This window comes from Sporosarcina sp. Y1009 (assembly GCF_057669865.1).
Window position 1 is genome coordinate 222,332 of the sequence record NZ_JBYHFO010000004.1, and the last position, 26,994, is coordinate 249,325.

The following is a 26,994-nucleotide window of genomic DNA, read 5'->3' on the forward strand; positions in this document are numbered from 1 at the left end:
ATCTATCAATCCTTTAATTATCATTTTACTAATCTTTTTACGATGTCAGCTGTTTTTAGTATCGCTGTCTTTATTTGTTCATCATCAAGTCCGAGTCCAAAACTGAATCTGACAGAATTTCGAAGTTCTGGAGCGCCTTCTCCGTACATTGCCGTTAAAACATGTGAGGGGTCAAGTGAGCCTGCCGTACAGGCTGAACCACTTGAAACACAGACGCCTGCCATATCAAGATTAACAAGCAATGATTCAATATCGGTTCCCGGGAAACTGATGTTAATGATATGCGGCAATCTTTCAGCTTCTACTGCATTCACTGAAAACTTTACGTTTTGTTCAACCAATTTTGTTGTCATAATATGCTCGAATTCATTATATTTCTTCGTGTTTTCTTTGAGTGTTTCATGAGCAATTTTCACAGCATCTGAAAAAGCAACAATCGCAGGCACATTTTCAGTACCAGCTCGACGTTTTCGTTCCTGCTCTCCCCCGTATAAATGGGGTTTCGTCATCATTCCAGTCCGTTCGTAAAGGAAACCTACCCCTTTTGGTCCATTTAACTTATGTGATGAAACAGACATTAAATCAACTTGAAGTTCATCTACATCAATAGGCATTATCCCGTAGACTTGAACAGCATCTGTATGAAAAACTGCTTGATGATTTTGTAACAGTTTACCGATTTCACGGATGGGTTGAATCGTACCAACCTCGTTATTGCCCATCATGATTGTAACCAAAATGGTTTCTTCTGTGAGGGCTTGTTCTACTTGTTCTACACTAATTTGGCCGTTTTGATCAACTTCCAAAAAAGTCACTTCATAACCTTCTAAAAGAAGTTGTTTACATGTGTTTAACACAGCATGATGTTCACTATTTGTCGTGATGATATGGTTTCCTTTTTCTTTCATTGCATTAACTGTACCGAAAATAGCAATATTATCTGCCTCGGTTCCGCCCGAAGTGAAAATAATCTCATTCGGTTGAGCGTTAATTGATTGGGCAAGCGTCTTCCTTGCCTGGTCTAGCCATTTTCTAGCTTCTCTGCCATAACTATGAATACTCGAGGGATTCCCAAATAATGAATTGAGTAGTTCTGTATATTTTCGAGTGACCGTTGGATGAACCGGAGTTGTTGCAGCATGGTCTAGATATATAGTTGTCATTTTAAATCTCCTTTAAATATAAAACATATAACTATCGATAGTCGATTTGTCATTGGATTCCATAAGGTCGGCGATTGTTGTCGTGTCCAGCACTTCACGAACTGCATCTGCAATTCGCTTCCATAATTCTTGTTGGGGTAGATCTTCATCACCTAGACCTTCTACTGGTTGAATTGGACCTTCTAATACTCTGATAACATCTCCTGAAGTGATTTCAGAAGGCGGTTTTGAAAGCATATATCCCCCATAGGCTCCACGTACACTTTTTACAATTCCATTATTACGTAATTGCGGAATCAGTTGTTCTAAGTATGCTTCAGAAAGCGATTGTTCTTCGGCGATTTGACGTAGTGGTATTGGTCCATCACCGTATTTAACGCCAAGGGCAACAACGATTGTTAACCCGTACCGTCCTCTTGTAGAAATCTTCATTTTATAACCCCGTCCTTTGCGTCTTGCTTCAAAATATTATAACATAATTGCTCATGAGCTTCCCTAAAATGATTTCATCTGAATTCATGTGTATAATAGAGGAACGGTTGTACGAGGAGTGATTTTTTTGCAGAACGAACCATTAGCTTATCGAATGAGGCCACAAACAATAGACGAAGTCGCAGGGCAAGAAGCCATAATAGGGGAGAAAACCGCACTTTATCAATTAATAAAAAAAGGGCATGTTCCTTCTATGTTATTATACGGTGAACCCGGAATTGGAAAAACCTCCCTTGCACATGCAATTGCAGGAACAAGTAATTTGCCTTTCATTGCCTTAAACGCCACAGTTTCAGGCAAAAAAGATGTAGAACATGTAGTTGCCGAGGCACGCATGACCGGAAAAGTACTATTATTTTTAGATGAGATTCATAGGTTCAATAAATTACAACAAGATACCTTGCTTCCACATGTAGAAAGTGGTGCAATTGTTTTAATAGGTGCAACGACAGAAAATCCTTTCCACGACGTCAATCCCGCCATACGATCACGATGTGGAGAAATACGACAACTTTCCCGCTTGGAACCTAAAGATTTAATCGCTCTACTTAATCGTGCATTAGGGGATGAAGTACGAGGGCTTGGTAAGAAAAAAATTGTTATTTCAGAAGAACAGATTCTCATGATTGCGGAAGGCGTTAACGGAGATGCACGTAAAGCGTTAAATGTTCTTGAATCTACAGTGATAGCCAGTGATGAGATTGAAGGAGAAACAATCGTAGAAGATTGGCTAGTTGAAAATCTATTAGGCAGAATCGGATTATTCGGTGATAATAAAGGATCTCATTTTTACAACTTATTATCCGCCCTTCAAAAATCGGTTCGCGGTAGCGATGTCGATGCTGCTATTTATTATTTGGCTCATTTATTAGAAACTGGTGATATCATCGCGGTCTCTAGACGGCTTCTTGTCATGGCCTATGAAGATATTGGCTTAGCAGCTCCAGATGTTGGACCACATGTGCTTGCCGCAACCGATGCCGCGATTAGACTCGGAATGCCAGAAGCTAGAATTCCGCTTGCCAATGCTGTCGTTGAGATGTGTCTGGCTTCGAAATCAAATTCTGCTTATCATGCGTTTGATGCAGCTGTAAATGCAATTAACACTGGTAATACAGGCGACATTCCTTTGCATTTACGAGATACACATTATCAAGGAGCAGCTGAACTAGGACATGTTGGTTATAAATATCCGCATGATACCCCTATCGGCACTTTCGGCGGTTGGGTAAACCAACAATATTTACCAGACAAAGTTCAAGGTACAGTGTTTTATCGTCCAGTATTGGCAGGTGAAGAAGTAAAGTTAGCAGCAATCTATGATCGATTAAATGAATTTAGGAAAAAGAAATGATTCGTTATATTGGAGATGATCATGATGACTTCAAATGAAAAGATCTTAGGAAATGAGCGCCGAAACTTATTAGTGAAATTATTAATGGATGCAAGTCAGCCAATACCAGGGAGAGAACTCGGTGAAATAACGAAAGTGAGTCGCCAAGTGATTTCTGGAGATATTACGCTATTAAAAGTAAAAGGTGAGCCCATTATTGCAACTAGTCGTGGATATGTCTATATGCGTCCTGCCACTGAGCAAAATAAGATTGAAAAGATTATCGCTTGCAACCATTCATCAATGCAAACAGAAGAGGAACTAAATATTTTGGTTGACCACGGTATAACCGTGAAAGATGTTAAGGTAGAACATCCCCTTTACGGAGATTTAACGGCTTCTATTATGGTCTCAAATCGAAATGAAGTAAAAAGATTTGTAGAAAATATTAAGCAAACAAACGCATCCTTATTATTAGAGTTAACTGACGGTATTCATCTTCATACAATCATTGCATCAAGCAATGAAGAAATCAAACAGGCAGAAGAAGCATTAAAAAAAGCGGGCATTCTCGTCGATTGACGGATATCCGCTTTTTCTCTACCAAAATACGATTAAATCACTTAACACATCAAGCATTGTGGTTTCTTTTTTCTCTTTTGTTGATTTACCTTTTGTTTTGTTACTGCGTTCTTGTTTCAATTCCCGTACAATCAATTCAAGCTCCCCACGGTCTAACCAAATGCCTTTACATATTGTACAAACATCAATCAATACAGATTCCTTTTTAATTTCCTGTAATTCTACAGCACATTTCGGACACTTCAAGTTGCCACTCCCCTTTTTCTTACCAACTATTATTACGATTTTTATAGTAAATCAGTTGATCTATCCATTTTCCACCTTCATAAAAGAATTCTTTTCTAATACATTCAAATTGAAAGCCTGCACTTTCAGCCAATTTCTTGGACGGCTCATTGTCTACGTTAATATGCAATTCAAGACGATGAAAATTGAGTTCAGAAAAAAATAATTCAATAGCAGCCTGAACACTCTCTTTTCCATAGCCTTGTCGGAAAAACTGGTTATGTATGGAGTACCCCATCATGGCCCAATTATAATCCATACGCAAAATCTTAACGACTTCTATATTGCCAATATTAGCCCCATCTTCTTTTCTAAATATCCCCAAAATATATACATCATCTTGTTCAGCTGTCTCATGAAAACCTTTAATCCACTTTATAAACCATTTTTTCGAATAGGATGATGAATCTTCATACCCATCATCGTATTTATAGGTTGAGGGTAATCGATTATCAAATCCAAGTGTCCATTGTTCAAAATCATCATTATTAAATGGCCTTAAAATAAGTCGTTCTGTTTCAATTGTCAGTTCTGCCATATTACTACCTCCGAATTAATAAATATATGTCCCTATGAATAGTTTAACGGAATACTGCTAGGATTGCCTCTCAATTCTACAAAATTAGTATATATCTAAATATAATTGTTAGAAAAATATAAATATGATACGCTAATCAAGTGAACATCGACTTTAACCATTGGAGGGAATATTAATAATTAATAAACTTAACAATTAATGAAATGAAAAACGGTTTTAAAAATAAAGATTTTTCTCCTGTTGAAATAACACAGGCTTTTTTAAATCGGATGAAAGAATTCGATGAGTTAAATGCTTTTATCACCGTAACTGAAGAGATTGCATTAAAACAAGCTAAAATTTCAGAACAAAAGTTTCTGGAAGATCTATCAGTCGGTGTTCTTGAAGGGATTCCAATTTCTTATAAGGATAATTTATATACAAAAGGCATCCGTACAACGAGCGGTTCAAAAATCGAAGAAAATTTCATACCTGATGTCAATGCTGGCATAGTCACAAGACTTCAACAAGAAGGCGCAATCACACTCGGTAAAGCCAATATGCATGAGTATGCTTTTGGCATCACATCAGATAACCCATTTTATCAAGCTGTTAAAAACCCATGGAATACAGCATACACGCCTGGTGGCTCCAGTGGCGGATCTGGGGCAGCGGTCGCGGCTTCGTTATGTGCTGCTGCAATCGGGACGGATACAGCAGGATCAATTCGTATCCCCGCAGCTGCGACAGGTGTTGTTGGACTAAAACCGACACACGGATTGATCGTAGATACAAATGTCAGAAATATCTCTTGGTCCCTTGATCATATTGGTCCGCTGACAAAAAACATGACTGATCTTGGTGTGATGTTGGATGCCATGACAGGGATGGATTATTCAAGTTCACTTTCAAAAGATATACGAGGGTTACGCGTTGGCATTCCGAAAAACTATTTTAATGAATTAATTGAGAACAATACTGCGAATTTATATGCCGAAGCATTAAATAATCTTGAAAAATTAGGTGCAATTTTAATTGAAGTTGACATACCTTTCACATCAAGTGATCTAGCATGCTCACTAAGTATCGGGATGGCGGAGGCTGGTTTTGTTCACGAACAATTTTTAACTGAATCAATTGATTTATATGGTCGTGACGTAAAAGCATCTCTTGAACTCACCCAATCAATCTCATCATTGGATTATATTAAAGCGTTACAAAGAAAAAAGGTAGTGTTTCAAAAGTTTGAAGCATTGTTTACAAAAATTGATATAATCGCAACGCCGACAACACCGGATACGACGAAGAAAATTGGCGAAACGAAATTCGAAATTAACGGCATCATGGATAGTACATTTAACTCAATGGTACGCCTCCCTGCTGTTTTCAATTTTACTGGTCAGCCTGCGCTCTCGCTTCCTTGTGGAATTGCTCCAAATGGATTACCAGTTGGACTTCAACTCGCCAGTTCCGCATTCAATGAAAGAACATTACTACGTGCGGGTTACGCATATGAACAAGCCCATTTAACAACATTTTATAAGGAACGTGAAAGAAGAATTGAGCAGACACTGAAAACGAAAGTAAGCTGACGCTCACAAAATAGAGGTGATTTGTAATGGAATGGATTCAGGACTTTTATAAGAAACAATATTCTATCACTGAAGGTATGGCGGATACAATCACATCATACGAGGAAGCAAACGTGGACAAAGTTGAAGCTATTTCCACTGTGAAAGGAAGATTAAAAATCCTTGAATTAGGTGGTGGACTCGGACTTTTCGCTGTCGCAGCAGCAAAGCGTGGTCACGACGTAACCGTCATCGAACTTGTTCCGACAGCAGTCGAACAAATTCATAATTTAGCATTGGCGCATAATGTCAAAGATAAAATGACGATTATCGAAGGAGATTTCTATCAGGTTGATTTACCGAATGACTTTGATATAGTCTGCTATTGGGATGGATTTGGAATTGGTACAGATGATGATCAGAAGCGTTTACTACATCGTATAGATAATTGGCTCCTACCAACTGGCGCTGTATTAGTAGACATTTACACCCCCTGGTATTGGGCAAAAGTATCCGGGCAGGATATGAAGATCGGAGAAGATAGTCATAGACAGTATGGATTCGATCCGGAAGGTTGCCGAATGCTAGACACTTGGTGGACTACTCATTCTGACAAAGTTACACAGTCATTACGTTGTTATTCACCTGCAGACTTAAACTTGTTATTATCTTCCACTAGTTTGTCCATACAATCATTAACACCAGGCGGCGAAATGGATTATGACAAGTGGATTTTCACCGAAAATGTTCCATTGGAAAGAGCGATGGGATTTTTAGCCGTACTCAAAAAGGATGAATAGTAGATAATTTCAATTTATTAACGAGGGGATTTCTCTATACTTCGTTGAAGGTTGGTAGATGGCCCATGCGATAAGGCAGACTCCAAAATACTGTCTGCCTTATTAATCTCGGTAGCAGTGGTCTGAGGTATATGCTATAGACAAGTGGACTTTACTCGGGAGAAATTGGCTCTTTTTCTATTCCTAGTTCTTTTTCGAGTTGTTGTAGATAACTCAGCATAAATAGATGGCGCTCTTCAGCCAATCGCTTCCCCTCAGTCGTCACCATTAGTTCTTTTAAAAGCAATAACTTTTCATGAAAATGAGTGACTGTCGCCGTCTCTTTTTTACGATAATCTGCTTCCGACATTTCCGAGCGTGCTGTTTCAGCTACATCATATAACTTCCTACCCCTTGAACCACCAAACGCGAATGCTCTGGCAATGCCAATCGCACCCATGGCATCTAATCGATCTGCGTCACGCATAATTGCCCCTTCAAGTGAGGTAATTGATTTTTCATTTCCGCCACTAAATGATACGCTATCGATACAAGCGACTACTTCTTCAATCATGTTCTCATCTGCTCCGTGTGTTGTGAGGATTTCTCGAACAGATAAATTGGCAACTCTTTTATATTTAGGGTCATCAATATCATGAAGTAAAACCCCTAATTTAATAAGACCTACATTTGCTTGTGGTTCAGTTGCGACAATTTCCATAGCATTTGTCATAACCCTTTCAATATGAGCATAATCATGACTTGCATCAAAACCACTATACATCTCTTTCGCAGTTCCCTGACAACTCTTAAATAATTCTTCCAATGGACTCACCTTTTCTTGTTAATTCAAATTTACATTTCTGAAGATTTGGGCATATCATTGACGTACTATGTCGATTCGTGTATAGTAAAATCATCCATGTAACTTAGTGGATAGACATTGTAGGACTGGGGAGGGGCGTACATGTACCAAGGAAAAGTGAAATGGTTCAGCAATGAAAAAGGATATGGTTTCATTGAAGCGGAAGACGGTGAAGATGTGTTTGTTCACTTTACTGGCATAATCGGTGACGGCTTTAAAACGCTTGATGAAGGAGAATTAGTATCTTTCGAAATCACTGATGGAAATCGCGGACCTCAGGCGGCCAATGTCTCAAAAACAGAAAACGACTAATGTTTAATTATAAATCCCGCATGCATAATTTGCTTGCGGGATATTATTTTGTATATTTATTTAATTGACTCCCTAAAAACTTTAGTTGGTCACCTACTGTACAGCCTTCAATACAAAATCGATGTGCGGAAGTCTTTCCTCTATCTTTGTTCAGTTGGTTTTTAAGAAAACAATCTTTGCAAAAAGTATCCATGACCGAATCAATTTCTTCTATTATTATTGTTTTATCCATACAAACCTCCCATATACGCCATTCTGATGATACAGAAGACAGACGAGTAACTAAAAGTTAACTTTATTACGAGGTGTTTAAAGATGATTGAATTATATACTGACGGTGCAAGTGCTGGGAATCCAGGGAAAAGTGGAATTGGGATCTACATTAAAGGCGAAGGCCATCTTATCAAAATTTCAGAAAGTATTGAACCAACCAATAATCATACGGCAGAATTTTTAGCCCTACTACGTGGTGTTCAAGAAGTAGCCAAAATCACAAACGGAATTGTATCTGTACGATCTGATTCTCAAGCAGTAGTCACTGCTGTTGAAAGAGAATTCGTTAAAAATGAAGCACATAAAAGCATTTTGGCTGAAATCATTACACAAACAAAATCATTTGATTACTTCTTTATCAAGTGGATTCCGAGTGCCAATAACAAAATTGCAGATGTACTGGCTCGTGAGGGAATTCATAGATAGCCTATTGTTTTTTGAAAATCGTTGAAAGGCTATGCCCATTCAACGATTTTCTTATTGCTTATTATCATGTTTTCATAAATGTGATTGTATTTTCATCTAAATTATAAATTAGCCATTCTCGGTTCAATACTACTGAACCTACATTAATAAGTATATTTTCCCCAATTAATGTATAGGGCAAACCAAAATTAACTTTTTGACCTACCCCATCAATCGTTAAGGCCGAAATATGGCTATGTCCGTAAAAAACTGGCGACGTATGGATGTTTGCTTGTTGCAAGGACCATGGTTCACCGCCCCATTTCCATTGATGACCGTGAAGTATTTGCCCTTTTCCAAGATTAATTACTTCAGGTAGTGCTTCTATTTTTCTTCGTATATGATCATCGGTTTCCGTGATGAAGAGTATTCTCTCTTCTTGGTTTCCGATAACTGACGGGAAATTTAATAGTTCAGTGAAGCCTTTTGGGTTAATCATAACTTGTTCAAGTCTTGTAAATTTATCAGCCGTAATATCTTTTTTACTAACCGTACATTCAAAAAGGTCACCAGTCCCAATGACTTTCGCTTCTGGTTCCACTTCTCGAATGTGATTTAATACTTTTTCTAAGTCTTCTTTTGATGAATGTATGTCACCCAGCAAAGCATAAATCATAAACTACCTCCAAAATCTTATCCTTGTTCAATTCGTGCATTTCCTTTAGAAACCCAGTCACTGTAACTTCCAATATAAAGACGTATATTTTCATACCCGAGATGCGACAGCATTGCATACAGCGGTGAAGCCGTAACCCCACTACCACAATAAACTGTCACACTTTCTTTAGGACTTACAATACTCGCTAGTTTTTCTTTTGTTGTTTCATCAAATTGAAATTTTCCATCGACTATTAATTGTTCCCAATCAAAATTCACTGCCGACGGAATATGTCCACCAACTCTATCTAACGGCTCAACTTCCCCGCGGTATCTCTTGGCTGCACGGGCATCGATAAGAAGATTACTTTCTTTCCCTTCGACAATATCTTCCACAAATGCTCGAGTAGCGTATATTGATTCATCCCAATTAGGATTGACCTTTGTCCTTATCGGCATCGGGGATTCCTGATCAACTGGAACACCTGATTCTTTAATTGCTTCATACCCTTCTACTACGATTGACGCATTCTGAAAACCTGCATATTGTAAAAACCACCAAGCACGCGTTGCGAATGGGCTTCCACCATCATCGTAAACTAAAATTGTATCGTCCAAGTTCAGACCACTACTTCTAAAAAGATCCACTAAAGCAGTCTTATTTGGCATTGGTTGTCTACCTTCTTTTTTCGTCAGATCTGATAAGTCTTTATTGAGATCCCAGTGAACCGCACCGCTAACATGTTTTTTTTCATATGACTTCTTACCCTCTGTTGCATCAGATAATGAAAAACGTGCATCAATCCATTTTGCATTTTTCGAATCGAAGTCATGAATTGAAACAAAAACCTGACTCATTTACACCACCTCCTTTACTGGTAAAGAATTGTATAGGTTTCGCCATTCATCAATTTTATCAGTTTCCACAAGAAGCGTTCGTTCAGATTTAATTTGTGTTAAACATTCTTTTAATAAATGATGTCTAAGTGCTTCTGCTTCTTTTGAGATTAATTGAATCACCCAATCTTCGAGTCGATCTTTTTCCCTACTTAAATATCGTTCAGAATCTGTTTTTAAAAGTTCCTCAAGACGAACTTTCAACTTCTCCCTATCGCCACGCTCAAAAAACGATTTTTCATTTCGAAATAATCGATTAACACTGCTATAAATAGTTGAATCAGTGAATGGAAAATCATAGGACAACATTTCAGCTTGATCTGGTTCAAATAAAGTTGGTTCAAATATATCGTCAATTTCTTTTAAGGATTGGATCTCTGTTTGTTGTCTACTCATTAGTTGTTTTGTTAAAAAGTTTGCGATTCGTAAGTTTGTCACTTTAAGTTCTTGTGTCAGATCGAAGCCAACCATTTGAACGGTTTCCTCTAACGCCCCTCTTAAGGCATCACTTGAAGACTTTTTCGCGAAAACTGAAGGATTATATGCTTCGCGATAAAAATCACTAAAACGTAAAAAGATGCGCTGTAAAATATAATACACGAGTTCGTTAAGCTCGTTTTTGGTGCTTGTCTGAAATACTTGTATAAAATCATCCTGATATTTTTCTTGAATAATTTCTTCAAGTCTAGACAACTCTTCAAGACGTGCCGACTTTCGTTTCATATTTAATTCTGTACGTGAAATTAGGGATGCCAATCGATTTGTTGTTTTTGATGTTTCTTCTTCTAACGATTGGACAGCAAGCCCTCTTAAGTCATGCGCTAAGAAATGATGAAAATCTTTTTCAAAAAGAGACATCATATCGTCGTTTTGATTTTCATTTTTCGCTTTCAATGCTTGTAAACTTGAAATCCCATGTACGCGAGGGTTTCGAATCCCAAATTTTTGTAGCTCATTCCCAACAAATGATTGTACAAGTTCTGCTTCTTCATCATTTGCTGCTAAATCGATTGCATTCACGATGAAAAACATTTTATCTAATTCAAATGCATCTTTTACACGACCTAATTGAATTAAAAATTCTCGGTCAGCTCTTGCAAATGCATGGTTGTAATAAGTTACGAACAATATGGCATCAGCATTACGGATATATTCAAATGCAACATCTGTATGCCGTGCGTTGATCGAATCAGCACCTGGCGTATCAACGAGTGTAATTCCTTTTCTCGTTAGCTCACAGTCCACATAAAAATCTATCGATTCAACGAAACAGCTTCGATTTTCTTCAGAAACAAATTTAACAAATTCATCTCTTTGTACATTTAATACGGTTCCAAGCACTTTTTGATACACTGGATAGCCATTTTCAAATGCAGCAATAAAGGATTTATGAATATGAAGTTTTTCATCCGTTAATTTTGCATGTAAAGCATTTTCTACTTGTTCAAATGCTTCTTCCAACGAATCGATTATAATGCCAAGCGCAGAAAATGAGCGCTGTACATCCTCAGTCATTTTATCTGTTGTTTTTAAGTAGACGTCTGCCGTATCGTCTTCTTTACCAGGACCAACCGGACAAATCCGATTAATTGTTGCAGTCGTTGGATTAGGTGATACAGGTAGAATACCTTCTCCGATTAATGCATTTGAAAAGGATGATTTACCAGCACTGAATGCACCAAATAACGCAACTGTAAATTCTTGTTCGTCTAATCGTTTTGCTTTGTTTCGTAAGTATTCAGCAGTTTCTAAAAAGCCAGGAATACTTTCAACAACTTTAGCTACGTGTCGCGCTTCACTACTTACTTCCCCACGCTCAGAAAAAGGAATATCTTCTATTATTATCTCCTCTTCAAGAGCGATAAGCTGTTCAGTTTCTATCTCTATGTCAGCAAGCGACTCCCCTATCTCAAGAATATCTTCTGAATGCCATGTCTTAATTAGTCTATCTCTCCCAGCAATCAAGTTCGCTGACTGGTTTTCTAGGACATTCTTCAAATCATTAACACTTTCCAACAACTGATCTACTTGTTCGATAGCCTCTAGCTTTTTTTCTAAGGCATGAACTCTTTGATTGAGTTGCACACTTTTTTCATCGCTATGGGAATGCATACTTTCTGCAATCGCTAATTTCCAGTCTTCTGTTAAACGTCGATATGCCATCATAATATTTGTCTTCATTTGATTGGCATTGTTAATAACTGTCTCTCCGATCATCGTGTCTGAAGCATTAAAATTCTTTTTCAATTCTTCAAAAGGAATTTTTAAATTCAAAGAATCGATTGTTAAAGTACGTTCATCAGTTAATAAGTTCGCTTCAGTTAATAATTTTTTCATGTACGTTTTTACATGAACTTCGATTTGTGTATGAATGAGTTGCTGAATATTTTCCTCAAATTCTTCTTTTCGTCTTTGTCGCTCTTCGGTTGTCTTTTTAGCCCCGAAGAGAAATCCAACTTTAAAGTTCGATGAAAGTGCTTCCAAGTACCTTTTCAATAATTCTCTTGTTTCATACGGTGTAATCGAAGCATTTTCAATAAGATCAGCTAGCCCTTTGTCGAATGACCCTACAAACACATCTTTGGATTGTAGACTAAGTGCCTTTTTTACTCCCTTTAAATCTTTTTGAATGGATTCATACATGGTCCATTCATAATCCGAAACAAGATTTACATGCAAATCTTTTTCTTCCGCAATTTTTTCAGTTAAGAAGGTGGCATGCTCTTCTTGTAATTGATTTAGCGTTTGTTGAGCGTTTTCGATAAATAGCTCCTGCCAATTATTCATCGATTCAGAAACGATTGTCTCCACTTTGTGGAAATCATTATGAAGGTGGTCCTTATCTCTTAAACTAGTGTAGAAAATATTCTTCGGTTTAACACCCCATAATTCAAAAGAACGCTCTACTGACTTCTTAAAGTCTTTAAATGACAATTCGCTTTCACGATGCTTATCTATTTGATTGATGATTAAGTATACATTGGGATTATGACGCATTAAATCTTTTGTAAAACTAAAATTTAGTTCTGATTGAACATGATTATAATCCATCGTATAGAATACCAGATCCGCTAAATGTAGTGCAGATTCTGTAGAAAGTCGATGCGCATCATCGGTCGAATCAACTCCAGGCGTATCCATAACTGTGATACCTTCAGGTAGAGTAGAATTTTCATGACCAATTTCGACTAAAGAAACTTCAGTTCCATTCTTACTGTAGTTTTTTACAGCATTCGGAAAATTATGACCTTCAGATTTAAAAGATTTTCCATTCAACATATGGATAATTGCATAATCCTTATCCGCTTTTTTGACTTTCACGATATTTGCACTTGTTGGAATAGGGCTGGATGGTAATAAATCTCCTCCCGTTAATGCATTGATCATGGAAGATTTGCCCGCAGAAAAATGACCTGCAAATCCAATCATATATTCTTCTTTAATTAGTTTTTTACCAAAAAGCATAATTTTATTATAACGATCAATATCTCCATGTTTATTAAATAACTCACCATAGGTTGCTGTATTTTCAATGAGTTCGGTAAGTTTAGGTTGAAAATTCGACATTAAACATTCGATCCCTTCATCAATTACTATTTCCATTGTACCATTTTTTTAGATAGAAAAAATGTTCCTTCACCAAATAGATCGTGAAGGAACATTAATATTATAAATTATATAGATTGGAATACTTTTCTGATAAATAATCAGCTAAGTATTTCGCATTTAAGCCTTCACCAGTCGTATCTTGAATAATTTCTAGTGGATTTTTCAACTTCCCGTGTTTATGAACATTTTCAGTCAACCAGTGAAGAATTGGAGCAAACTCCCCTTTTCCTAGCAAATCATCATAGTTTGGAAGATCTTTCAACATAGCGATTTTTAATTGTGCCGCGTACATATAACCTAGGGCATAAGATGGAAAATAACCAAAAGAGCCTCCAGCCCAATGTACATCCTGTAAAACACCCTCTCCATCATTTTCAGGTGTTACACCTAAATATTCTTGATATTTTTCATTCCAAACGGTTGGTAAATCCTTCACTTCTAATTCACCATTAAATAATTCTTTTTCAATCTCGTACCGAATCATAATGTGTAAAGGATATGTTAATTCATCGGCTTCAATTCGGATTAAAGACGGTTGAGATGCGTTAATCGCACGAAGGAAATCTTCTAGCAAAACATCGTTAAATTGCTTCGGTGAATGTTTTTTCAGTAATTCGAAATTGTACTTCCAAAAGTTTTCATGATGCCCGACAAATTGTTCGTAAAATAAGGATTGAGACTCATGAATTCCCATTGATGTTCCGTCTGCAACTGGAAGGCCGTCTAGTGCACCATCAATATTTTGCTCGTATAAGCCATGACCACATTCATGTATGGTTCCAAAAACAGCTGACCTAAAATCATTTTCATCATATTTCGTTGTAAGTCGCACATCACCAATCGTTATCCCCATCGCAAAGGGATGAACAGTTTCATCTAGCCGCCCAGCATTGAAGTCATAACCAAGCTGCTTCAAAATCTCAAGACTAAAATCTTGCTGTGCTTTCTTCGGAAAATGACCAAACAAAAATGACGTATCAGGTTGATTGTCTACTGCTGCTATTTTTTTAACAAGCGGCACAATCGTCTTTTTTAACTCTGCAAACACGTCGTCAATCACATCAGTGGTTATACCCGGTTCATATTGGTCAAGGAGTGTATTATACGGGTTCCCGTCTTTTTCACCCCAATAACCGATAAATCGTTTGGTTGTTGCAACAATTTTTTCCAAATAAGGTTGGAACATTTCAAAATCCGATTTTTCTTTCGCTTCTTCCCACGCGGATTCAGACTGCGATGTCAGCACAACAAACTCACGATATTCTTCAGATGGAATTTTTATGCTCAAATCGTATTGTTTCTTTACTTCTTCATATGTTTTTAACATAATTGGATCGAGTGATGCTTTCTTTTCCTCAAGCTCGTCGAGTAACGTTGCCATTTCTTCTGAAACGCTCATCTTAAAAACTTCTGATGATAATGTACCAACAGCTTCCGATCTGGATTCAAGTCCCTTTTTGGGAGCACCAGTCCGCATATCCCAATACATAATCGAAATGGCTTCTTCATACGCACTCATTTTTTTAAGTAAAGCCAAAAACTTTTCTTCAGTCGTCAAATGATTTTCCCCCTTAAAACGATAAAGTTCATTATTATAGTAGCACAATTTCAGTTATATAAACTGAAAAAATCGTTGAAAAGGCTACTTCCTGCCATTTCAACGAAATTTAAAAAAATAATATTCTAGTTAATCAAAAATAATATCTACGGGAAATAACCCTTTAATATCATTTTTAACGTGTTGTTCATTAGGTTCAAGTAATATATGAACTTTACCTGTATCTTCTGATGTTCGGATTAACCTTCCTACACCTTGACGAAGCCTTAATAGCATAAAAGGAAGGTCAACTTCATTGAAAGGATCAGTTGCATGCTGCCGCCTTGCATCGAATAAGGGGTCAGCAGGTGGAAATGGTAAGTCGTGAATAATTACTTGGGTTAAAGCGTCGTTAGGAATATCTAAGCCTTCCCATAACTTATAGGAACATAACACCTGAATTTGTTTTTGCTGGAATTCTTTAATGATTGATGATAGTTCCCGTTCACCTTCAAATGCCATCTGAGATAAATGACCATCTGGAATTTGGTTCTTAAATTGTGTCATTGCATATTCCGATTTAAATAGAATTAGGGTTTGTTCATTATTATCAAGTAATTCTATTACTTTCGAAGCTTTTTCAGTAGAAAGACGATTGTGCGCATGAATCTCCATAACTTCTTCATAATCAAATGGTGATTCTACCGAAAACGACAGAAATTCCTGTATGCCAAGTCCATCAGCTAAATATGAAAAGTTTTCTTGAACTGAAAGTGTGGCCGATGAAAACACTATAGGAGTCCGAGACGAAAACAATTTTTCCCGTAGGATGTCTGTGACCAATCGAGGCATGACGACAAGTGTCAACTCACCTTCTGGTTCTTCAATCCAATCCACTGCATCATTTTCAGTGATAAATAATGTCATTGAGTATATATATTGATCGAGATACTCTTCTACCATTTTCAATTCATATTCTGGAATGATGTACAGTTCACCTTCAAATACAAATTCTTCAAGTAGTAATGTCGATAACTGGACCGCTTTTGTTCCAACATCAATAATTGCTTCCACTTTTTTAATTGCTTTTCGTTCGTTATCGGTTTGTTCAGCGTAATCCCTAATAAGTTCGAAGAAACGATCATGCACTTCGATTAACTCTTCCATTAAATGCAGCGTTTGCTCTCTTATATCGTTAACCATGATGCGTTCCAATAGATCCAATAAAGTACTATTTTGAACTTCATAGGTAAGCGCTCTTTGTGCTGAATACTCAAGAAGATGCCCTTCGTCGAACACAACCATAGAGACTTCAGGTAACAATGGTAATTGCTCTTGTCGTTCACGAGAGTCTTTGGTCCAAATATGCTCCATGTAGAAATCATGTGAACAGATAATAATCTCTACAGCATCACGGTAATGATTGCGATGAATAGTTTGACCACATCTGTTACGTAAATCACAAGCTAAGCACTGCTGAATCGGGTGAAAATTAACCGTATTCCATTCTTCATCACTAAGGTTTGGATATTCCGAACGCTCTCCGTATGGATAAATAGATTGTAAGGACCCAGTTCCGTAAACAAAGTCAGGAAGATCGTCTTCTATATTATCGATATATTCTTCACCAATCTGTTTGGAGGCATCGTCAAGTCTTTTGAGACATAAATATTGATCTCGTGCTTTTGCAAGTCGAACATCAATGTCGAGATTTAGCGCATCACTAAGCTTTCGAATATCCCCGTCTTCTTTAACAAGTTGCTCAATCAACGTTTCATCTGCGCATGATATGAGTGCAGGTTTACCAGTATAACGCGCGTAAGCAATTGCAGGAAGCAGATAGGCAATGGTTTTTCCAGTACCGACACCTGCTTCTGCAAATAGCACTTTCTTTTCTTTTAAAGCTTTCTCGATTTGAAATGCCATGTAAATTTGTTCATCACGGCATTCAAATCCTTTTTCTGTTAACTCGTCGTAAAGCGTATCCCCAATCCAGTCATTCAATGAATCATAAAATGATTTTTCTTTCGAAAGAGGAAATGGCATTCTTTTTTTCATAAACGGGCTCCTCCCAATAGTGGTGCAAAAAGAAGAGGTTTCGCACCTCTTCTACAAATGGAAATTATTTACGCTTACCCCAATACTGGTAGTAATCTGTTCGGATAAAACCATTAAAGAGTTTACGCTTTTTCGTCGCTTTTCTACCGTATAAAGTTTCAAAGTTTTCCAAAGGTGAAATCATATAGACTGACCAAGAAGGATGATTTTTCATGACATCACCAAGTATTCTTGTAATTTCTTCAGCATCCTCAAGTTCACCTATTCGCTCCCCGTAAGGTGGATTGCCCACCATCACACCATTGAACCCTTGAATTTCAAGGTCTCGTAAATCTTTCGTTTCCCATTTTATCATATCTAGAAATCCAGCTTCAGCCGCATTTCCTTCTGCAATTCTTACCATCTGTGGGTCACTATCGGAACCCGAAATTTCAAGTTTTTGATCGTAGTTTGCTAAATCTTCTGCTTCCTCACGAACACGTGTCCAAACAACATCTTCTATCCACGGCCACTCTTCACTTAAAAATTCACGGTGGGTACCAGGTGCAATATTTTGTCCAATTAACGCCGCTTCAATAGGGATTGTGCCCGAACCGCAGAGTGGATCCAAGAAAGGACGATCTGGATTCCAACGAGTCAATTTTACAAGAGCCGCCGCAAGTGTTTCTTTAATAGGCGCATCTCCTTGCCCAATCCGATAGCCACGTCGATGTAGTCCAGTTCCACTTGAGTCAATGGTTAATGTCACTTTGTCTTTTAAAATAGATACTTCAAGTTTGAATAACGATCCTGATTCCGGCAAAAACCCACTTCGTTTATAGGCTGAATTCAACCGTTCAACAATTGCCTTTTTTACGATTGCCTGGCAATCAGGTACGCTGAACAATGTTGACTTGACAGATTTTCCAGCCACTGGAAATGCAGCATCCACTGGTAAAAACGTCTCCCACGGAAGTGCTTTCGTTCCTTCGAACAATTCATCAAAACTTTCCGCATGAAATTCTCCTACAATTATTCGGACTCTATCTGCCACACGTAACCACATATTTGCTCGGGCAATTGCAGTAGCGTCACCCTGAAAATAAACTTTTCCATTTTCCGTTCTTGTTTCAAACCCCAACGCTTTGACCTCATCTGCAACAATCGATTCTAATCCCATTGCAGAAGTAGCGACTAATTTATATTCTGTCATTTTCCTTCAACTCCCATTTCATTACATCGATGCCCATCAATCTCATTATTCTTTACCCAATATTCATATATTCATAATGACAAAGTATTCGTCATGCTGTTTAAGTATACCCAAATATTATTCATCGTAAAAATAGACCTTTGATATTTGCTATTATGTATCAGTTTTCATCATTCTAGTTCAAAAAGAAAAACTCTCCTTTTATCGGAGAGCTGTTGTCTTAAATTTAAAGCCATAGGTAATTCGATAAGCCATGTTTTGTTCCCTAGTACTCAAGCGGCCTAAGCCTCGTACGCTGGGTGGTAATCATCTATCTACAAACACTGTGTGCCTGTCTCTTCATCAGTTCAATTCCTTCAGAAGAATGCCCCTACCATAGTTTGGGTTTCTCACTTGTGGGGTTTACCGCGTTCCAGTCGATCCGTTTCCGAATCGAATACGTTTCTGTGGCACTGTTCGGAGAACCTCATCCATATTTACACAAGGTAAACGTAGGACTTATTCTCGCCGTCAACGCGCTATGCGCGAAGCCCCGGCTTATTAATTCACCGAGCACAAACACTACGGACATCTCAGAACCGTGTGAGCATGGACTTTCCTCTACAAAGTCTAGCTTTGCAGCGATTACCTGAATTCACGCTATGGTCTATTTAGTATACTATAATTTACGTTAATATTCAATGGTTTTCAAGTTATTCTTGTTCGTGTAACTTACTTCCAAATACATGTCTTTCTAGATTTGAAATTCGTTTAATCAAATCAAAATTCGTGGAGCCTGTATTCCTAGCAGATGGTCTGTTTTCAGCTGCTTCAAGCTCATCCTTAATTTTATTGTTTTCAGCTTCTAATTCAGCAATTCTTTTTTTAAATAATTGGTAGTCTTGAATAACATCATCTAAAAATAAATCGACTTCTTCTTGATTATATCCACGCATACCCGTTTTAAATTCTTTTTCAAGAATTAATTTCGCATCCAATTTAGTTTCCATGAAACTCGCCCTTCCATCTATCTTTCTTATGAGTTATTATATCATATCTTGGCCAAATATGTCTGCCACAAACAGAATTAAACGCGGACATTGTCGTTTACTGCGCTTCCCCGGGAAATAGTTTTCTCATTACTCTTATTTCTCTCTTTTGGAATGCATCTATTTGTCTCATACGAAATCTTTCAGTCAGCTCTTCATCTTCCAACAAAAGCTGTTGAGCTCTCCTTGTGTAGCGTATCGCTTTGTTCAAATCCTTTACTTTATGCTCATACAACTTGGCCAATTCTTCTAAAGCCATAATCCTTTGACGACCGATTAATCGATCGGCTGCGACAACAAATAAGGCAATAGCTTCCTCAAAAGCCTGTTCTCTTTTCATAATGAAACCGAAGTGAAAATGTGTGACTGGATGTTCAATTCCATATTCAACTATCACAGATTCTAAAATTTTACTGCTTCGATCAAATAACTTCAAATCGGAAAACCATTTACCGATATTTGTGCTTGAAATTGCGGTGCCATAAGAAGACGTTTCAAAAAGCAAATTGGTTGTTTCAATATAAAGTGCGACAAGGGAAAGAATGTCCCACTCATTATGCTTGAGGACTTTCATAAGTGACTCGATTCGTCCACTTTTAACTGCATCTTGATAGATAATCGGGGCAAGATAACCTGGGATATCATCCTCCCTAAAAAAACCTATTTTCTTTTCTTCTATGTTCACTAAACTAAAAGAATCAATTTCTTCTTTCCAGATTCTCCTTGAACCATGAAGAAGATCTATATGCGCATGAGATGCAAGCGGCGGTAATGAGTTTCTATTCATCGTCCACCGGGTTTCGACCTGCGGAAGATCGAAACTTTTACCATTATACGTCACAAGATTTATATTATGATTCCAAAGACCAGATGCATATAAAAAAGCACGCTCATGATCAGGGCCAGGTAGTAAATATTGGGTTAGTTGAAATGAGCTTTCTTTTTGTTCAATAAAACCGAGTAAAAAAATTAAGGTTCCCGCACCCTTAAGGCCAGTCGTTTCAGTGTCAAAAAAAACAAGACGCTTTTCTAGCTGAGGTGCTAATGGATGCAGTTCATCCGTCTCTGCCCATTTATTTAATGCAGCATTCAGATCTGATAAACGTATATTCCCATGCTTATAACTAGTGTTGAAATCGATTGTCCGTTTATAAACAAAACCAAGACTATTTTCTTCTTTGGTTAAACCTGCTGCCAGCCATTTGTCTTCATAAAAGGGACTTGGTGGTAGAACCTTCTCAGTCTCTTTTATAGGGGTATCATTTTTAGATTTCTTAACCATCTTCCTCATTGCCATTAGTTTTTGTTCATACGACATTTCTCTCTCCCCTTACGAGTGCATCGAGAAGGGATTCAACATCTTTTTTCATCCCTATTCCTACTTCTTGTGCACCAATACAAATTGGACAACCACCCTGACAACTACATGAAGAAATATGATCCCTTGCTTGTTTAAATAACGAATCCCAACGCGAATAGATTTTTTCACTCAAACCAATCCCACCAGGATAACTATCATAGATAAAGAAAGTCGGCTTATCAGTGTGAACTGCTTTTACCTGTGGCACAACATGGATATCAGAACGATCACATCTTACAAATAAGGGGATGAATGACTGTATTGCATACGCTGCACCTGTCATCGCATCCGTCAATTCTGATTCTGTCCATCCTTTTGGTACATCAAAGGAATACCAAGTTGATGATGTATGAAGTTCAGTCGCTGGTAAGGAAATCGGACCAGAACCGATATTGTCATGCGTACCAAAACGAATTTTTTTAAATATCGTAGGAATTGCAAGAACTGCAATATCACCATAAGAACATATACCATTTTCCGCTCTACTTGTTTCATCTTCGTTTATAACTTTTAACTCTACTGCTAAATTCGCATCCGTAAAATAATCTACGTCGACTTCCGTCACATAGGCTTTCTTCTCTTCCCAATCAAGTTTCTCGACTTGGTATTGGGTTCCTTGATGGATATAGATTGCTTCTTCGTGGAGCAACGTCATCGCGCTAAAGCGGTCCATCTCTCCAATGACAATTGTTCCTTTAGGAATTGTTTTATCTATAATAACAACATTCTCTTGTGCTGCAGAACGCAAGCTGACGTCACTTGCCGGAAAACGGTCTGTCATCCAATGCCAGCGTCCCGTAGTTTTAATGAGGACTCCTTCAACTTCGAGAAATTCAAGTAGCGCTTGTACTTCAAATTCACCATATGTTTCAGTTAATGTAAATGGCAATTCAAACGAAGCACATTTTAAGTGATCCATTAAAATAAACATATTATCTGGATGAATCCTTCCTTCTTCAGGCGATTGTCCAAGAAGATAATCTGGGTTATCAATAATGTATTGATCAAGTGCAACTGATTGTGCAACATAAATGATTAATGCATCTTCTTGTCTTCTACCAGCTCGGCCAGCCTGTTGAAAAGCACTCGCAATGTTTCCTGGATAACCCGTCATAATACATGCTTGTAATTGACCGATATCAATGCCTAACTCCAGTGCATTTGTGCTGACTACTGTCTTAATCGAGCCATCGCGAAGCCCTTTTTCAATTTTTCTACGTTCCGAGGGTAAATAGCCGCCTCTGTATCCCATTACCGAGTTATCAAATAGTTTCTTTTTTGTAAACTCTTGCATATACGTCACTAGCATCTCAACACGAACTCGGCTTTTCGCGAAAATAATTGTTTGCATACCTTCACGATACAATAATGAAGCAATGTCTCGAACTTCCAATAAAGCACTGCGGCGAATTCCGAAAGTCGGATGTACGACAGGTGGATTATAAAAAATAAAATGTTTTTGTCCTGCGGGTGCTCCGTTGTTTTCTATTAAACGCATCTCAGTATTTGTGAGTGCCTCGGCTAATTCACCTGGATTAGCAATTGTAGCAGAAGTACATATGAACACTGGGTCGCTACCGTAGTAATTACAAATTCGTTTTAATCGGCGTAGCACATGTGCAACATGACTCCCAAATACCCCTTTGTATGTGTGTAATTCATCAATAATAATATATTTTAGATTTTCGAAGAGTGATACCCATTTTGTATGATGTGGTAAGATCCCGGAGTGCAGCATATCCGGATTCGTTAGGACAATATGGCCTGACTTTCGAACCTTTGAACGAAGTCCTGAAGCTGTATCACCATCATAGGTATAGCTTAGTATTGTTTCTTCGCTCGCTTCGATTAATTCGTGAAGGTCACTTAATTGATCTTGTGCAAGTGCTTTCGTTGGAAACAAATAAATGGCTCTGGATGTCTCATCTTCTAAAATGCTTTGAAGGACAGGTAAATGATAACAAAGAGATTTTCCTGAAGCCGTGGGTGTAACTGCCGTAATTGACTTCCTGTTGTATGCAGCGTCAAAAGCTTCTCGCTGATGACTATAAAGCTGCTCAATTCCTTTTGTCTTTAGTGCTTTTATAATTGAGGGATGTAATACTCGTGGGAATTCTGCATACTTTGCGGTTTTACCCTCAAGTTTTCGGTAGTGGATAATGTTTTCCGAGATTGATGGAGTCGAACGTAATTTGTTCAAAACAGCATGTATGGTTGTCTGTTGTGTCATTGCAACTCCTCCCTCTCCCTCTCATCTTTCAGTGCATCTAAAAATGTTTTCAGCGTATATTCTGCTGAGCGAATCGATAACACAAATCTTTTTAGGCCAGTTTTTTTATAAAACGACTGTACGATAAATTGTTTCATCCCATCTGTTAATGTATCGATTTGTGACGGGTGAACATATTTTGGTTTTGCAATTTTTATCCAAGCATAAGATTCTTCTGCCCACTCATCTAACATTGAATGGTATTTGTCTGCATATGGTTTTACTTCATTAAAAAAGTCGGGTTCTCTATCTAATGCTCTCATTTCTGTATGACGATTCAGGCATTCCCCACACACAGATAGGAGTATTTCACACTTTTCTTCTATATTCATATTAATCAGCCTCTCAGATTCTTTCTTTCATTTTACCAGATTCATCACCAGTTAACCAACATCTAGCGAACGTATATTCTTTTAAAGCCTGAATTTAAAATCCTGCGAAAGGAACTTTCTTGTTGCTAATCCGTCCAATGCTTAGGTATGATGAAGAATGCGAGGTGGTTCAAATGACAATTCGGTATCCGAATGGGAAAAAATATGTACCAGCAAATACAATAAATCCACAGAGCAATACGAAGCATACTTATAGTAATCGCGGAAAAACGCTAGAAGAAGATATAAACGAGTCTAACGAGTATTATTTGAGCCGAAATATTGCTGTGATTCATCAAAAGCCTGTTCCAATTCAAATTGTGAATGTTAATTACCCTTCTCGTAGTGCCGCTGTCATTACAGAAGCCTATTTTCGAACACCCTCTACGACAGATTATAATGGGGTTTGGAAAGGATATTACATTGATTTTGAGGCGAAAGAAACGAAAAGTAAAACGTCATTTCCATTGCAGAATATTCACGAACACCAAATTCTTCATATGAAGGACGTATCAAAACAAAATGGAATTGCATTTGTCATCGTTAAATTTTCCGCATTGAATCGTTATTTCGTTGTTCCTTACGAAATAATTGAGGCCAAATGGGAAAGAATGAAGGCAGGCGGGAGAAAATCTATCGCCCTAACTGAATTTGAACAAGAAACGATTGAAATTAAGCTTGGATTTATGCCCAATCTTGATTATCTACAAGCAATTAGGGATATAGTAGACTATGAAATTAGTAATGAAAGGTAGGAAATATATATGAGTGATAATATAAATTCAAGAACCGAGCGAAGAAAATCCCAAGAAAACAATCGCAAAAAGAAACCTAAAAATACTAAAGGAATTATTAAGAAAGTATTTCTATCTATAGTTGCATTAGGTCTTGTTATCTTAATCGGCGGGGCTGGATTATTTTTGTTTTATGCAAGTTCATCTCCTAAACTCGATGAAGAGTTATTGAGAGATCCGGTTTCTTCTGATTTTTTAGATGACAGCGACAAAGTATTTTTTACTACTGGGGCTGAAAAAAGAGAATATGTAAATTATGAAGATATACCGAAACTAATGGAAAACGCAATTCTAGCAACAGAGGACGTTCGATTTTATTCCCACCATGGGATGGATTTTAAAAGACTTGGTGGTGCAGTCATCGCGAACTTTAGAAGTGGATTCGGTTCACAAGGTGCGAGTACTTTAACACAACAAGTGATTAAAAACTCGTTTTTATCAGCAGATAAAACATTGAAACGTAAATCACAAGAAGCATGGCTGGCTTTTCAACTTGAACGTGAATTCAGTAAAGAAGAGATTTTTGAAATGTATTTCAATAAAATCCTAATGTCGGGTTCAACTTATGGTATCGGCACAGCTGCAGAATATTTTTACGGAAAGAATCTCTCTGAACTTGAGTTACATGAAGTGGCGATGTTAGCTGGTATCCCACAAAGCCCTAATGGACATAATCCTTTTGTAAATCCGGAACGGGCTGAGAACCGCCGAAACATCGTACTCGGTTTAATGTATCAACATGATAAAATTTCAAAAGAGCAGATGGAAGAGGCGCGTGCAATTGATGTCACTTCTACTCTTATCCCTGAAGAACAGAGAATAGCAAAAGATAATTCAAAATATCCAGCATATATCAACCATGTACTCAATGAACTTGAAGAGGCAGGTGTAGATATAAGTGAAGGTTTACAAATTCATACATCACTAGATTCGGCTGCACAAGAATCCGTAGAAGAAGCTATAAATGCAGGTAATTATTTAAACGATGAATTGGAAGCCGGTTTAACAGTCCTCGATACGAAAACAGGTGGAATTGTTGCAATCGGTGGCGGTAGAAATTATAAACTTGGTAACTGGAACTTTGGCACACAACAAAAACGCCAACTCGGATCAACAATTAAGCCCCTATTATCTTATGGACCAGCAATTGAATATTTAAATTGGTCCACGGGAAATACAGTTGTAGATGAGAAAAAAGATTATAAAACAGGTGGACCGATTCGAAATGTAGACCCACACTTTTTAGGCGCTATGACAGCTCGGGAAGCACTTTATAGATCACGAAATGTTCCTGCGGTTACAGTTTACGATGAGGTTGGGCACGGTAGAGCAAATGACTTCGCTTCAAAACTAGGTGTTGAAATAAAAGGTGAACATCAAGCCAATGCACTCGGTGGTACAACTGAAGAGTTCAATACTGCTCAACTAGCAGGTGCCTATGCTGCATTTGGTAATGGTGGCGTTTATACAAAACCGCATGCAGTGGAAGAAATTGTTTTTCGTGACGGAACAACAAAGACACTAGCACCTGAATCAGAAATTGTCATGAAAGACTCAACTGCCTATATGGTAACAGATATGCTAAGGGACGTATTGAAGTCAGGTATTGGTGCGACAGGTTCCCGTGCAAATGTATCAGGACTTGATCTAGCAGGAAAATCAGGTACTACAAGTTATGCAGACCAAACTGGCGCAAAAGATGTTTGGTTTGCCGGCTACTCTACAAATTACACAATAGCGGTTTGGGCAGGGTATCAAAAGCAAAGTATAGCAATGACACAAATGGATGGAGAACGAAATATTCCACAAGAGTTATTTCGTGACGTAATGGGAAAAATTTCTGCTGGTAAAGAAACAGCAAATTTTAAAAGACCAGCTTCAGTTGAAGAAGTGGATATCGTGTATCAATCGAATCCTTTAATGCGTGCAAGTTCTTCAACACCACAAAGTTTAAGAAGAACTGAACTATTCGTTAAAGGATCAGTGCCGAAAGAAATCGCTGAAGAAATTACACTTGATGCACCGTCTAATTTAAAAGCCGATTTCGATGATGAAAGTGAAACAATCTCATTAAAATGGAATCACAAGGCTCCCAAATCCGAGAGCATTAAAGGGGATGTAGAATTCATCGTCTATGTAACGATTGATGGCGGTGAGAAGCAAGAAATAACTAGAACAACTGATAATAATGTAACTTTTACAGAGGTTGAATACGGCAAAACATACACATTTGAAGTTGTCGCCATAATAGGCGATCTCGAAAGTGCTCCTGCTTCCACTTCAATACGATTAGAGGAACCAGAGGTTGAAGAACCGGAGGAACCAATAGAAGAAGAACCGGAAGAACCCGTGGAACCGGTTGAACCCGTGGAACCTGTTGAACCGGTAGAACCTGTTGAACCTGTTGAACCAGTTGAACCAGAAGATCCTATTGAAGAACCAGGTGAACCTGAGGAGCCTGGATCAGAGGGTACAAATAATAGCGGGAACAATGGGAATAATGGTAACAACGGGAACAACGGGAACAACGGAAACAATAATTAATAAAAGCTGAAGTTCAAACGTTTAAATACGTTTGAACTTCAGCTTTTTAGTTTTTCATAAAGTGAAACTTCAATCCGTGGGGCTTCTCTTTCCCCGAAAGA

Annotated in this window: 24 protein-coding genes and 1 other RNA gene; 8 read left to right on the top strand and 17 right to left on the bottom strand. The window is 37.8% G+C overall.

Features of this window, described 5'->3' with window-relative positions:
• Positions 1–20 precede the first annotated feature (20 nt).
• The gene (locus tag AC25Y1_RS07185; RefSeq protein ID WP_488147278.1) at positions 21–1,163 is read right to left on the bottom strand and encodes a cysteine desulfurase family protein; all 1,143 of its coding nucleotides are present in this window, start codon (positions 1,161–1,163) and stop codon (positions 21–23) included.
• 12 nt (positions 1,164–1,175) lie between these two features.
• Positions 1,176–1,595, bottom strand: coding sequence for a cysteine metabolism transcriptional regulator CymR (cymR, locus tag AC25Y1_RS07190; RefSeq protein ID WP_488147279.1), 420 nt, complete (start codon positions 1,593–1,595; stop codon positions 1,176–1,178).
• A 127-nt stretch (positions 1,596–1,722) separates the two neighbouring features.
• On the opposite strand from cymR, the gene AC25Y1_RS07195 reads away from it, so the two are divergent.
• A complete protein-coding gene (locus AC25Y1_RS07195; RefSeq protein WP_488147280.1) occupies positions 1,723–3,009 on the top strand; it encodes a replication-associated recombination protein A in 1,287 nt (428 codons plus the stop codon).
• Between the two features lie 24 nt (positions 3,010–3,033).
• Complete coding sequence (locus tag AC25Y1_RS07200) at positions 3,034–3,570, top strand: 3H domain-containing protein (RefSeq protein WP_488147281.1); 537 nt, start codon at positions 3,034–3,036, stop codon at positions 3,568–3,570.
• 18 nt (positions 3,571–3,588) lie between these two features.
• Here AC25Y1_RS07200 and AC25Y1_RS07205 read toward each other — a convergent pair whose 3' ends face one another.
• On the bottom strand, positions 3,589–3,816 hold the full coding sequence (locus AC25Y1_RS07205) for a TFIIB-type zinc ribbon-containing protein (protein ID WP_488147282.1): 228 nt from the start codon (positions 3,814–3,816) through the stop codon (positions 3,589–3,591).
• Positions 3,817–3,835: 19 nt separating this feature from the next.
• Positions 3,836–4,393 carry a GNAT family N-acetyltransferase gene (locus tag AC25Y1_RS07210; RefSeq protein ID WP_488147283.1) on the bottom strand — a complete coding sequence of 186 codons (558 nt, stop codon included), beginning with the start codon at positions 4,391–4,393 and terminating at the stop codon, positions 3,836–3,838.
• Between the two features lie 203 nt (positions 4,394–4,596).
• On the opposite strand from AC25Y1_RS07210, the gene AC25Y1_RS07215 reads away from it, so the two are divergent.
• Positions 4,597–5,964 carry an amidase gene (locus AC25Y1_RS07215; protein WP_488147284.1) on the top strand — a complete coding sequence of 456 codons (1,368 nt, stop codon included), beginning with the start codon at positions 4,597–4,599 and terminating at the stop codon, positions 5,962–5,964.
• A gap of 26 nt (positions 5,965–5,990) precedes the next feature.
• Positions 5,991–6,743, top strand: coding sequence for a methyltransferase domain-containing protein (locus AC25Y1_RS07220; RefSeq protein ID WP_488147285.1), 753 nt, complete (start codon positions 5,991–5,993; stop codon positions 6,741–6,743).
• 151 nt (positions 6,744–6,894) lie between these two features.
• Here the strand turns inward: AC25Y1_RS07220 and AC25Y1_RS07225 are convergent, their stop codons facing one another.
• Positions 6,895–7,548 (bottom strand): HD domain-containing protein, encoded by a 654-nt coding sequence (locus tag AC25Y1_RS07225; RefSeq protein ID WP_488147286.1) that lies wholly within the window; start codon positions 7,546–7,548, stop codon positions 6,895–6,897.
• A 141-nt stretch (positions 7,549–7,689) separates the two neighbouring features.
• Here AC25Y1_RS07225 and AC25Y1_RS07230 point away from each other — a divergent pair, with 141 nt between their 5' ends.
• On the top strand, positions 7,690–7,899 hold the full coding sequence (locus AC25Y1_RS07230) for a cold-shock protein (RefSeq protein WP_488147287.1): 210 nt from the start codon (positions 7,690–7,692) through the stop codon (positions 7,897–7,899).
• Between the two features lie 43 nt (positions 7,900–7,942).
• On the opposite strand, the gene AC25Y1_RS07235 is transcribed toward AC25Y1_RS07230, so the two are convergent.
• Positions 7,943–8,131 carry a zinc-finger domain-containing protein gene (locus AC25Y1_RS07235; RefSeq protein ID WP_488147288.1) on the bottom strand — a complete coding sequence of 63 codons (189 nt, stop codon included), beginning with the start codon at positions 8,129–8,131 and terminating at the stop codon, positions 7,943–7,945.
• Positions 8,132–8,214: 83 nt separating this feature from the next.
• Here AC25Y1_RS07235 and AC25Y1_RS07240 point away from each other — a divergent pair, with 83 nt between their 5' ends.
• The gene (locus tag AC25Y1_RS07240; protein ID WP_488147289.1) at positions 8,215–8,598 is read left to right on the top strand and encodes a reverse transcriptase-like protein; all 384 of its coding nucleotides are present in this window, start codon (positions 8,215–8,217) and stop codon (positions 8,596–8,598) included.
• 64 nt (positions 8,599–8,662) lie between these two features.
• Here the strand turns inward: AC25Y1_RS07240 and AC25Y1_RS07245 are convergent, their stop codons facing one another.
• From AC25Y1_RS07245 to AC25Y1_RS07295, 11 genes are all read right to left on the bottom strand, one after another.
• Positions 8,663–9,253 carry a metallophosphoesterase family protein gene (locus AC25Y1_RS07245; RefSeq protein WP_488147290.1) on the bottom strand — a complete coding sequence of 197 codons (591 nt, stop codon included), beginning with the start codon at positions 9,251–9,253 and terminating at the stop codon, positions 8,663–8,665.
• A gap of 17 nt (positions 9,254–9,270) precedes the next feature.
• The gene (locus tag AC25Y1_RS07250; protein WP_488147291.1) at positions 9,271–10,092 is read right to left on the bottom strand and encodes a sulfurtransferase; all 822 of its coding nucleotides are present in this window, start codon (positions 10,090–10,092) and stop codon (positions 9,271–9,273) included.
• Positions 10,093–13,698 (bottom strand): dynamin family protein, encoded by a 3,606-nt coding sequence (locus AC25Y1_RS07255; protein WP_488147354.1) that lies wholly within the window; start codon positions 13,696–13,698, stop codon positions 10,093–10,095. It abuts the gene before it with no gap.
• Positions 13,699–13,798: 100 nt separating this feature from the next.
• Positions 13,799–15,298, bottom strand: a complete 1,500-nt coding sequence (locus AC25Y1_RS07260) for a carboxypeptidase M32 (protein ID WP_488147292.1) — start codon at positions 15,296–15,298, stop codon at positions 13,799–13,801.
• A gap of 129 nt (positions 15,299–15,427) precedes the next feature.
• Entirely contained in the window at positions 15,428–17,335 is a 1,908-nt protein-coding gene (locus tag AC25Y1_RS07265) for an ATP-dependent DNA helicase (RefSeq protein ID WP_488147293.1), read from the bottom strand.
• Between the two features lie 64 nt (positions 17,336–17,399).
• A complete protein-coding gene (locus AC25Y1_RS07270; protein ID WP_488147294.1) occupies positions 17,400–18,527 on the bottom strand; it encodes a THUMP domain-containing class I SAM-dependent RNA methyltransferase in 1,128 nt (375 codons plus the stop codon).
• Between the two features lie 242 nt (positions 18,528–18,769).
• An RNA gene (rnpB, locus tag AC25Y1_RS07275) (RNase P RNA component class B) lies at positions 18,770–19,163 on the bottom strand.
• 56 nt (positions 19,164–19,219) lie between these two features.
• Positions 19,220–19,516, bottom strand: coding sequence for a cell division regulator GpsB (gene gpsB, locus AC25Y1_RS07280; RefSeq protein WP_488147295.1), 297 nt, complete (start codon positions 19,514–19,516; stop codon positions 19,220–19,222).
• Positions 19,517–19,613: 97 nt separating this feature from the next.
• Entirely contained in the window at positions 19,614–20,873 is a 1,260-nt protein-coding gene (locus AC25Y1_RS07285) for a ribonuclease H-like domain-containing protein (RefSeq protein WP_488147296.1), read from the bottom strand.
• Positions 20,863–23,145, bottom strand: coding sequence for a DEAD/DEAH box helicase (locus tag AC25Y1_RS07290; protein ID WP_488147297.1), 2,283 nt, complete (start codon positions 23,143–23,145; stop codon positions 20,863–20,865). Before AC25Y1_RS07290 ends, AC25Y1_RS07285 begins: the two co-directional genes overlap by 11 nt.
• Complete coding sequence (locus AC25Y1_RS07295; RefSeq protein WP_488147298.1) at positions 23,142–23,516, bottom strand: YppE family protein; 375 nt, start codon at positions 23,514–23,516, stop codon at positions 23,142–23,144. The genes AC25Y1_RS07290 and AC25Y1_RS07295 overlap by 4 nt, the downstream gene beginning before the upstream one ends.
• 173 nt (positions 23,517–23,689) lie before the next feature.
• Here AC25Y1_RS07295 and recU point away from each other — a divergent pair, with 173 nt between their 5' ends.
• Together recU and AC25Y1_RS07305 are read left to right on the top strand one after the other, a co-directional pair.
• Positions 23,690–24,310, top strand: a complete 621-nt coding sequence (recU, locus tag AC25Y1_RS07300; RefSeq protein WP_488147299.1) for a Holliday junction resolvase RecU — start codon at positions 23,690–23,692, stop codon at positions 24,308–24,310.
• Positions 24,311–24,319: 9 nt separating this feature from the next.
• Positions 24,320–26,893: a PBP1A family penicillin-binding protein gene (locus AC25Y1_RS07305; protein ID WP_488147300.1), complete on the top strand. Its 2,574-nt coding sequence runs from the start codon at positions 24,320–24,322 to the stop codon at positions 26,891–26,893.
• Positions 26,894–26,994 lie beyond the last annotated feature (101 nt).

Coding starts and splice junctions, on each gene's coding strand:
- AC25Y1_RS07265 (WP_488147293.1), bottom strand. CDS start 17,335: ATGAAAAAAAGAATGCCATTTCCTCTTTCGAAAGAAAAATCATTTTAT.
- gpsB (WP_488147295.1), bottom strand. CDS start 19,516: ATGGAAACTAAATTGGATGCGAAATTAATTCTTGAAAAAGAATTTAAA.
- AC25Y1_RS07210 (WP_488147283.1), bottom strand. CDS start 4,393: ATGGCAGAACTGACAATTGAAACAGAACGACTTATTTTAAGGCCATTT.
- AC25Y1_RS07255 (WP_488147354.1), bottom strand. CDS start 13,698: ATGTCGAATTTTCAACCTAAACTTACCGAACTCATTGAAAATACAGCA.
- AC25Y1_RS07215 (WP_488147284.1), top strand. CDS start 4,597: ATGAAAAACGGTTTTAAAAATAAAGATTTTTCTCCTGTTGAAATAACA.
- AC25Y1_RS07290 (WP_488147297.1), bottom strand. CDS start 23,145: ATGACACAACAGACAACCATACATGCTGTTTTGAACAAATTACGTTCG.
- AC25Y1_RS07295 (WP_488147298.1), bottom strand. CDS start 23,516: ATGAATATAGAAGAAAAGTGTGAAATACTCCTATCTGTGTGTGGGGAA.
- recU (WP_488147299.1), top strand. CDS start 23,690: ATGACAATTCGGTATCCGAATGGGAAAAAATATGTACCAGCAAATACA.
- cymR (WP_488147279.1), bottom strand. CDS start 1,595: ATGAAGATTTCTACAAGAGGACGGTACGGGTTAACAATCGTTGTTGCC.
- AC25Y1_RS07200 (WP_488147281.1), top strand. CDS start 3,034: ATGACTTCAAATGAAAAGATCTTAGGAAATGAGCGCCGAAACTTATTA.
- AC25Y1_RS07250 (WP_488147291.1), bottom strand. CDS start 10,092: ATGAGTCAGGTTTTTGTTTCAATTCATGACTTCGATTCGAAAAATGCA.
- AC25Y1_RS07305 (WP_488147300.1), top strand. CDS start 24,320: ATGAGTGATAATATAAATTCAAGAACCGAGCGAAGAAAATCCCAAGAA.
- AC25Y1_RS07185 (WP_488147278.1), bottom strand. CDS start 1,163: ATGACAACTATATATCTAGACCATGCTGCAACAACTCCGGTTCATCCA.
- AC25Y1_RS07285 (WP_488147296.1), bottom strand. CDS start 20,873: ATGTCGTATGAACAAAAACTAATGGCAATGAGGAAGATGGTTAAGAAA.
- AC25Y1_RS07240 (WP_488147289.1), top strand. CDS start 8,215: ATGATTGAATTATATACTGACGGTGCAAGTGCTGGGAATCCAGGGAAA.
- AC25Y1_RS07230 (WP_488147287.1), top strand. CDS start 7,690: ATGTACCAAGGAAAAGTGAAATGGTTCAGCAATGAAAAAGGATATGGT.
- AC25Y1_RS07270 (WP_488147294.1), bottom strand. CDS start 18,527: ATGACAGAATATAAATTAGTCGCTACTTCTGCAATGGGATTAGAATCG.
- AC25Y1_RS07245 (WP_488147290.1), bottom strand. CDS start 9,253: ATGATTTATGCTTTGCTGGGTGACATACATTCATCAAAAGAAGACTTA.
- AC25Y1_RS07235 (WP_488147288.1), bottom strand. CDS start 8,131: ATGGATAAAACAATAATAATAGAAGAAATTGATTCGGTCATGGATACT.
- AC25Y1_RS07220 (WP_488147285.1), top strand. CDS start 5,991: ATGGAATGGATTCAGGACTTTTATAAGAAACAATATTCTATCACTGAA.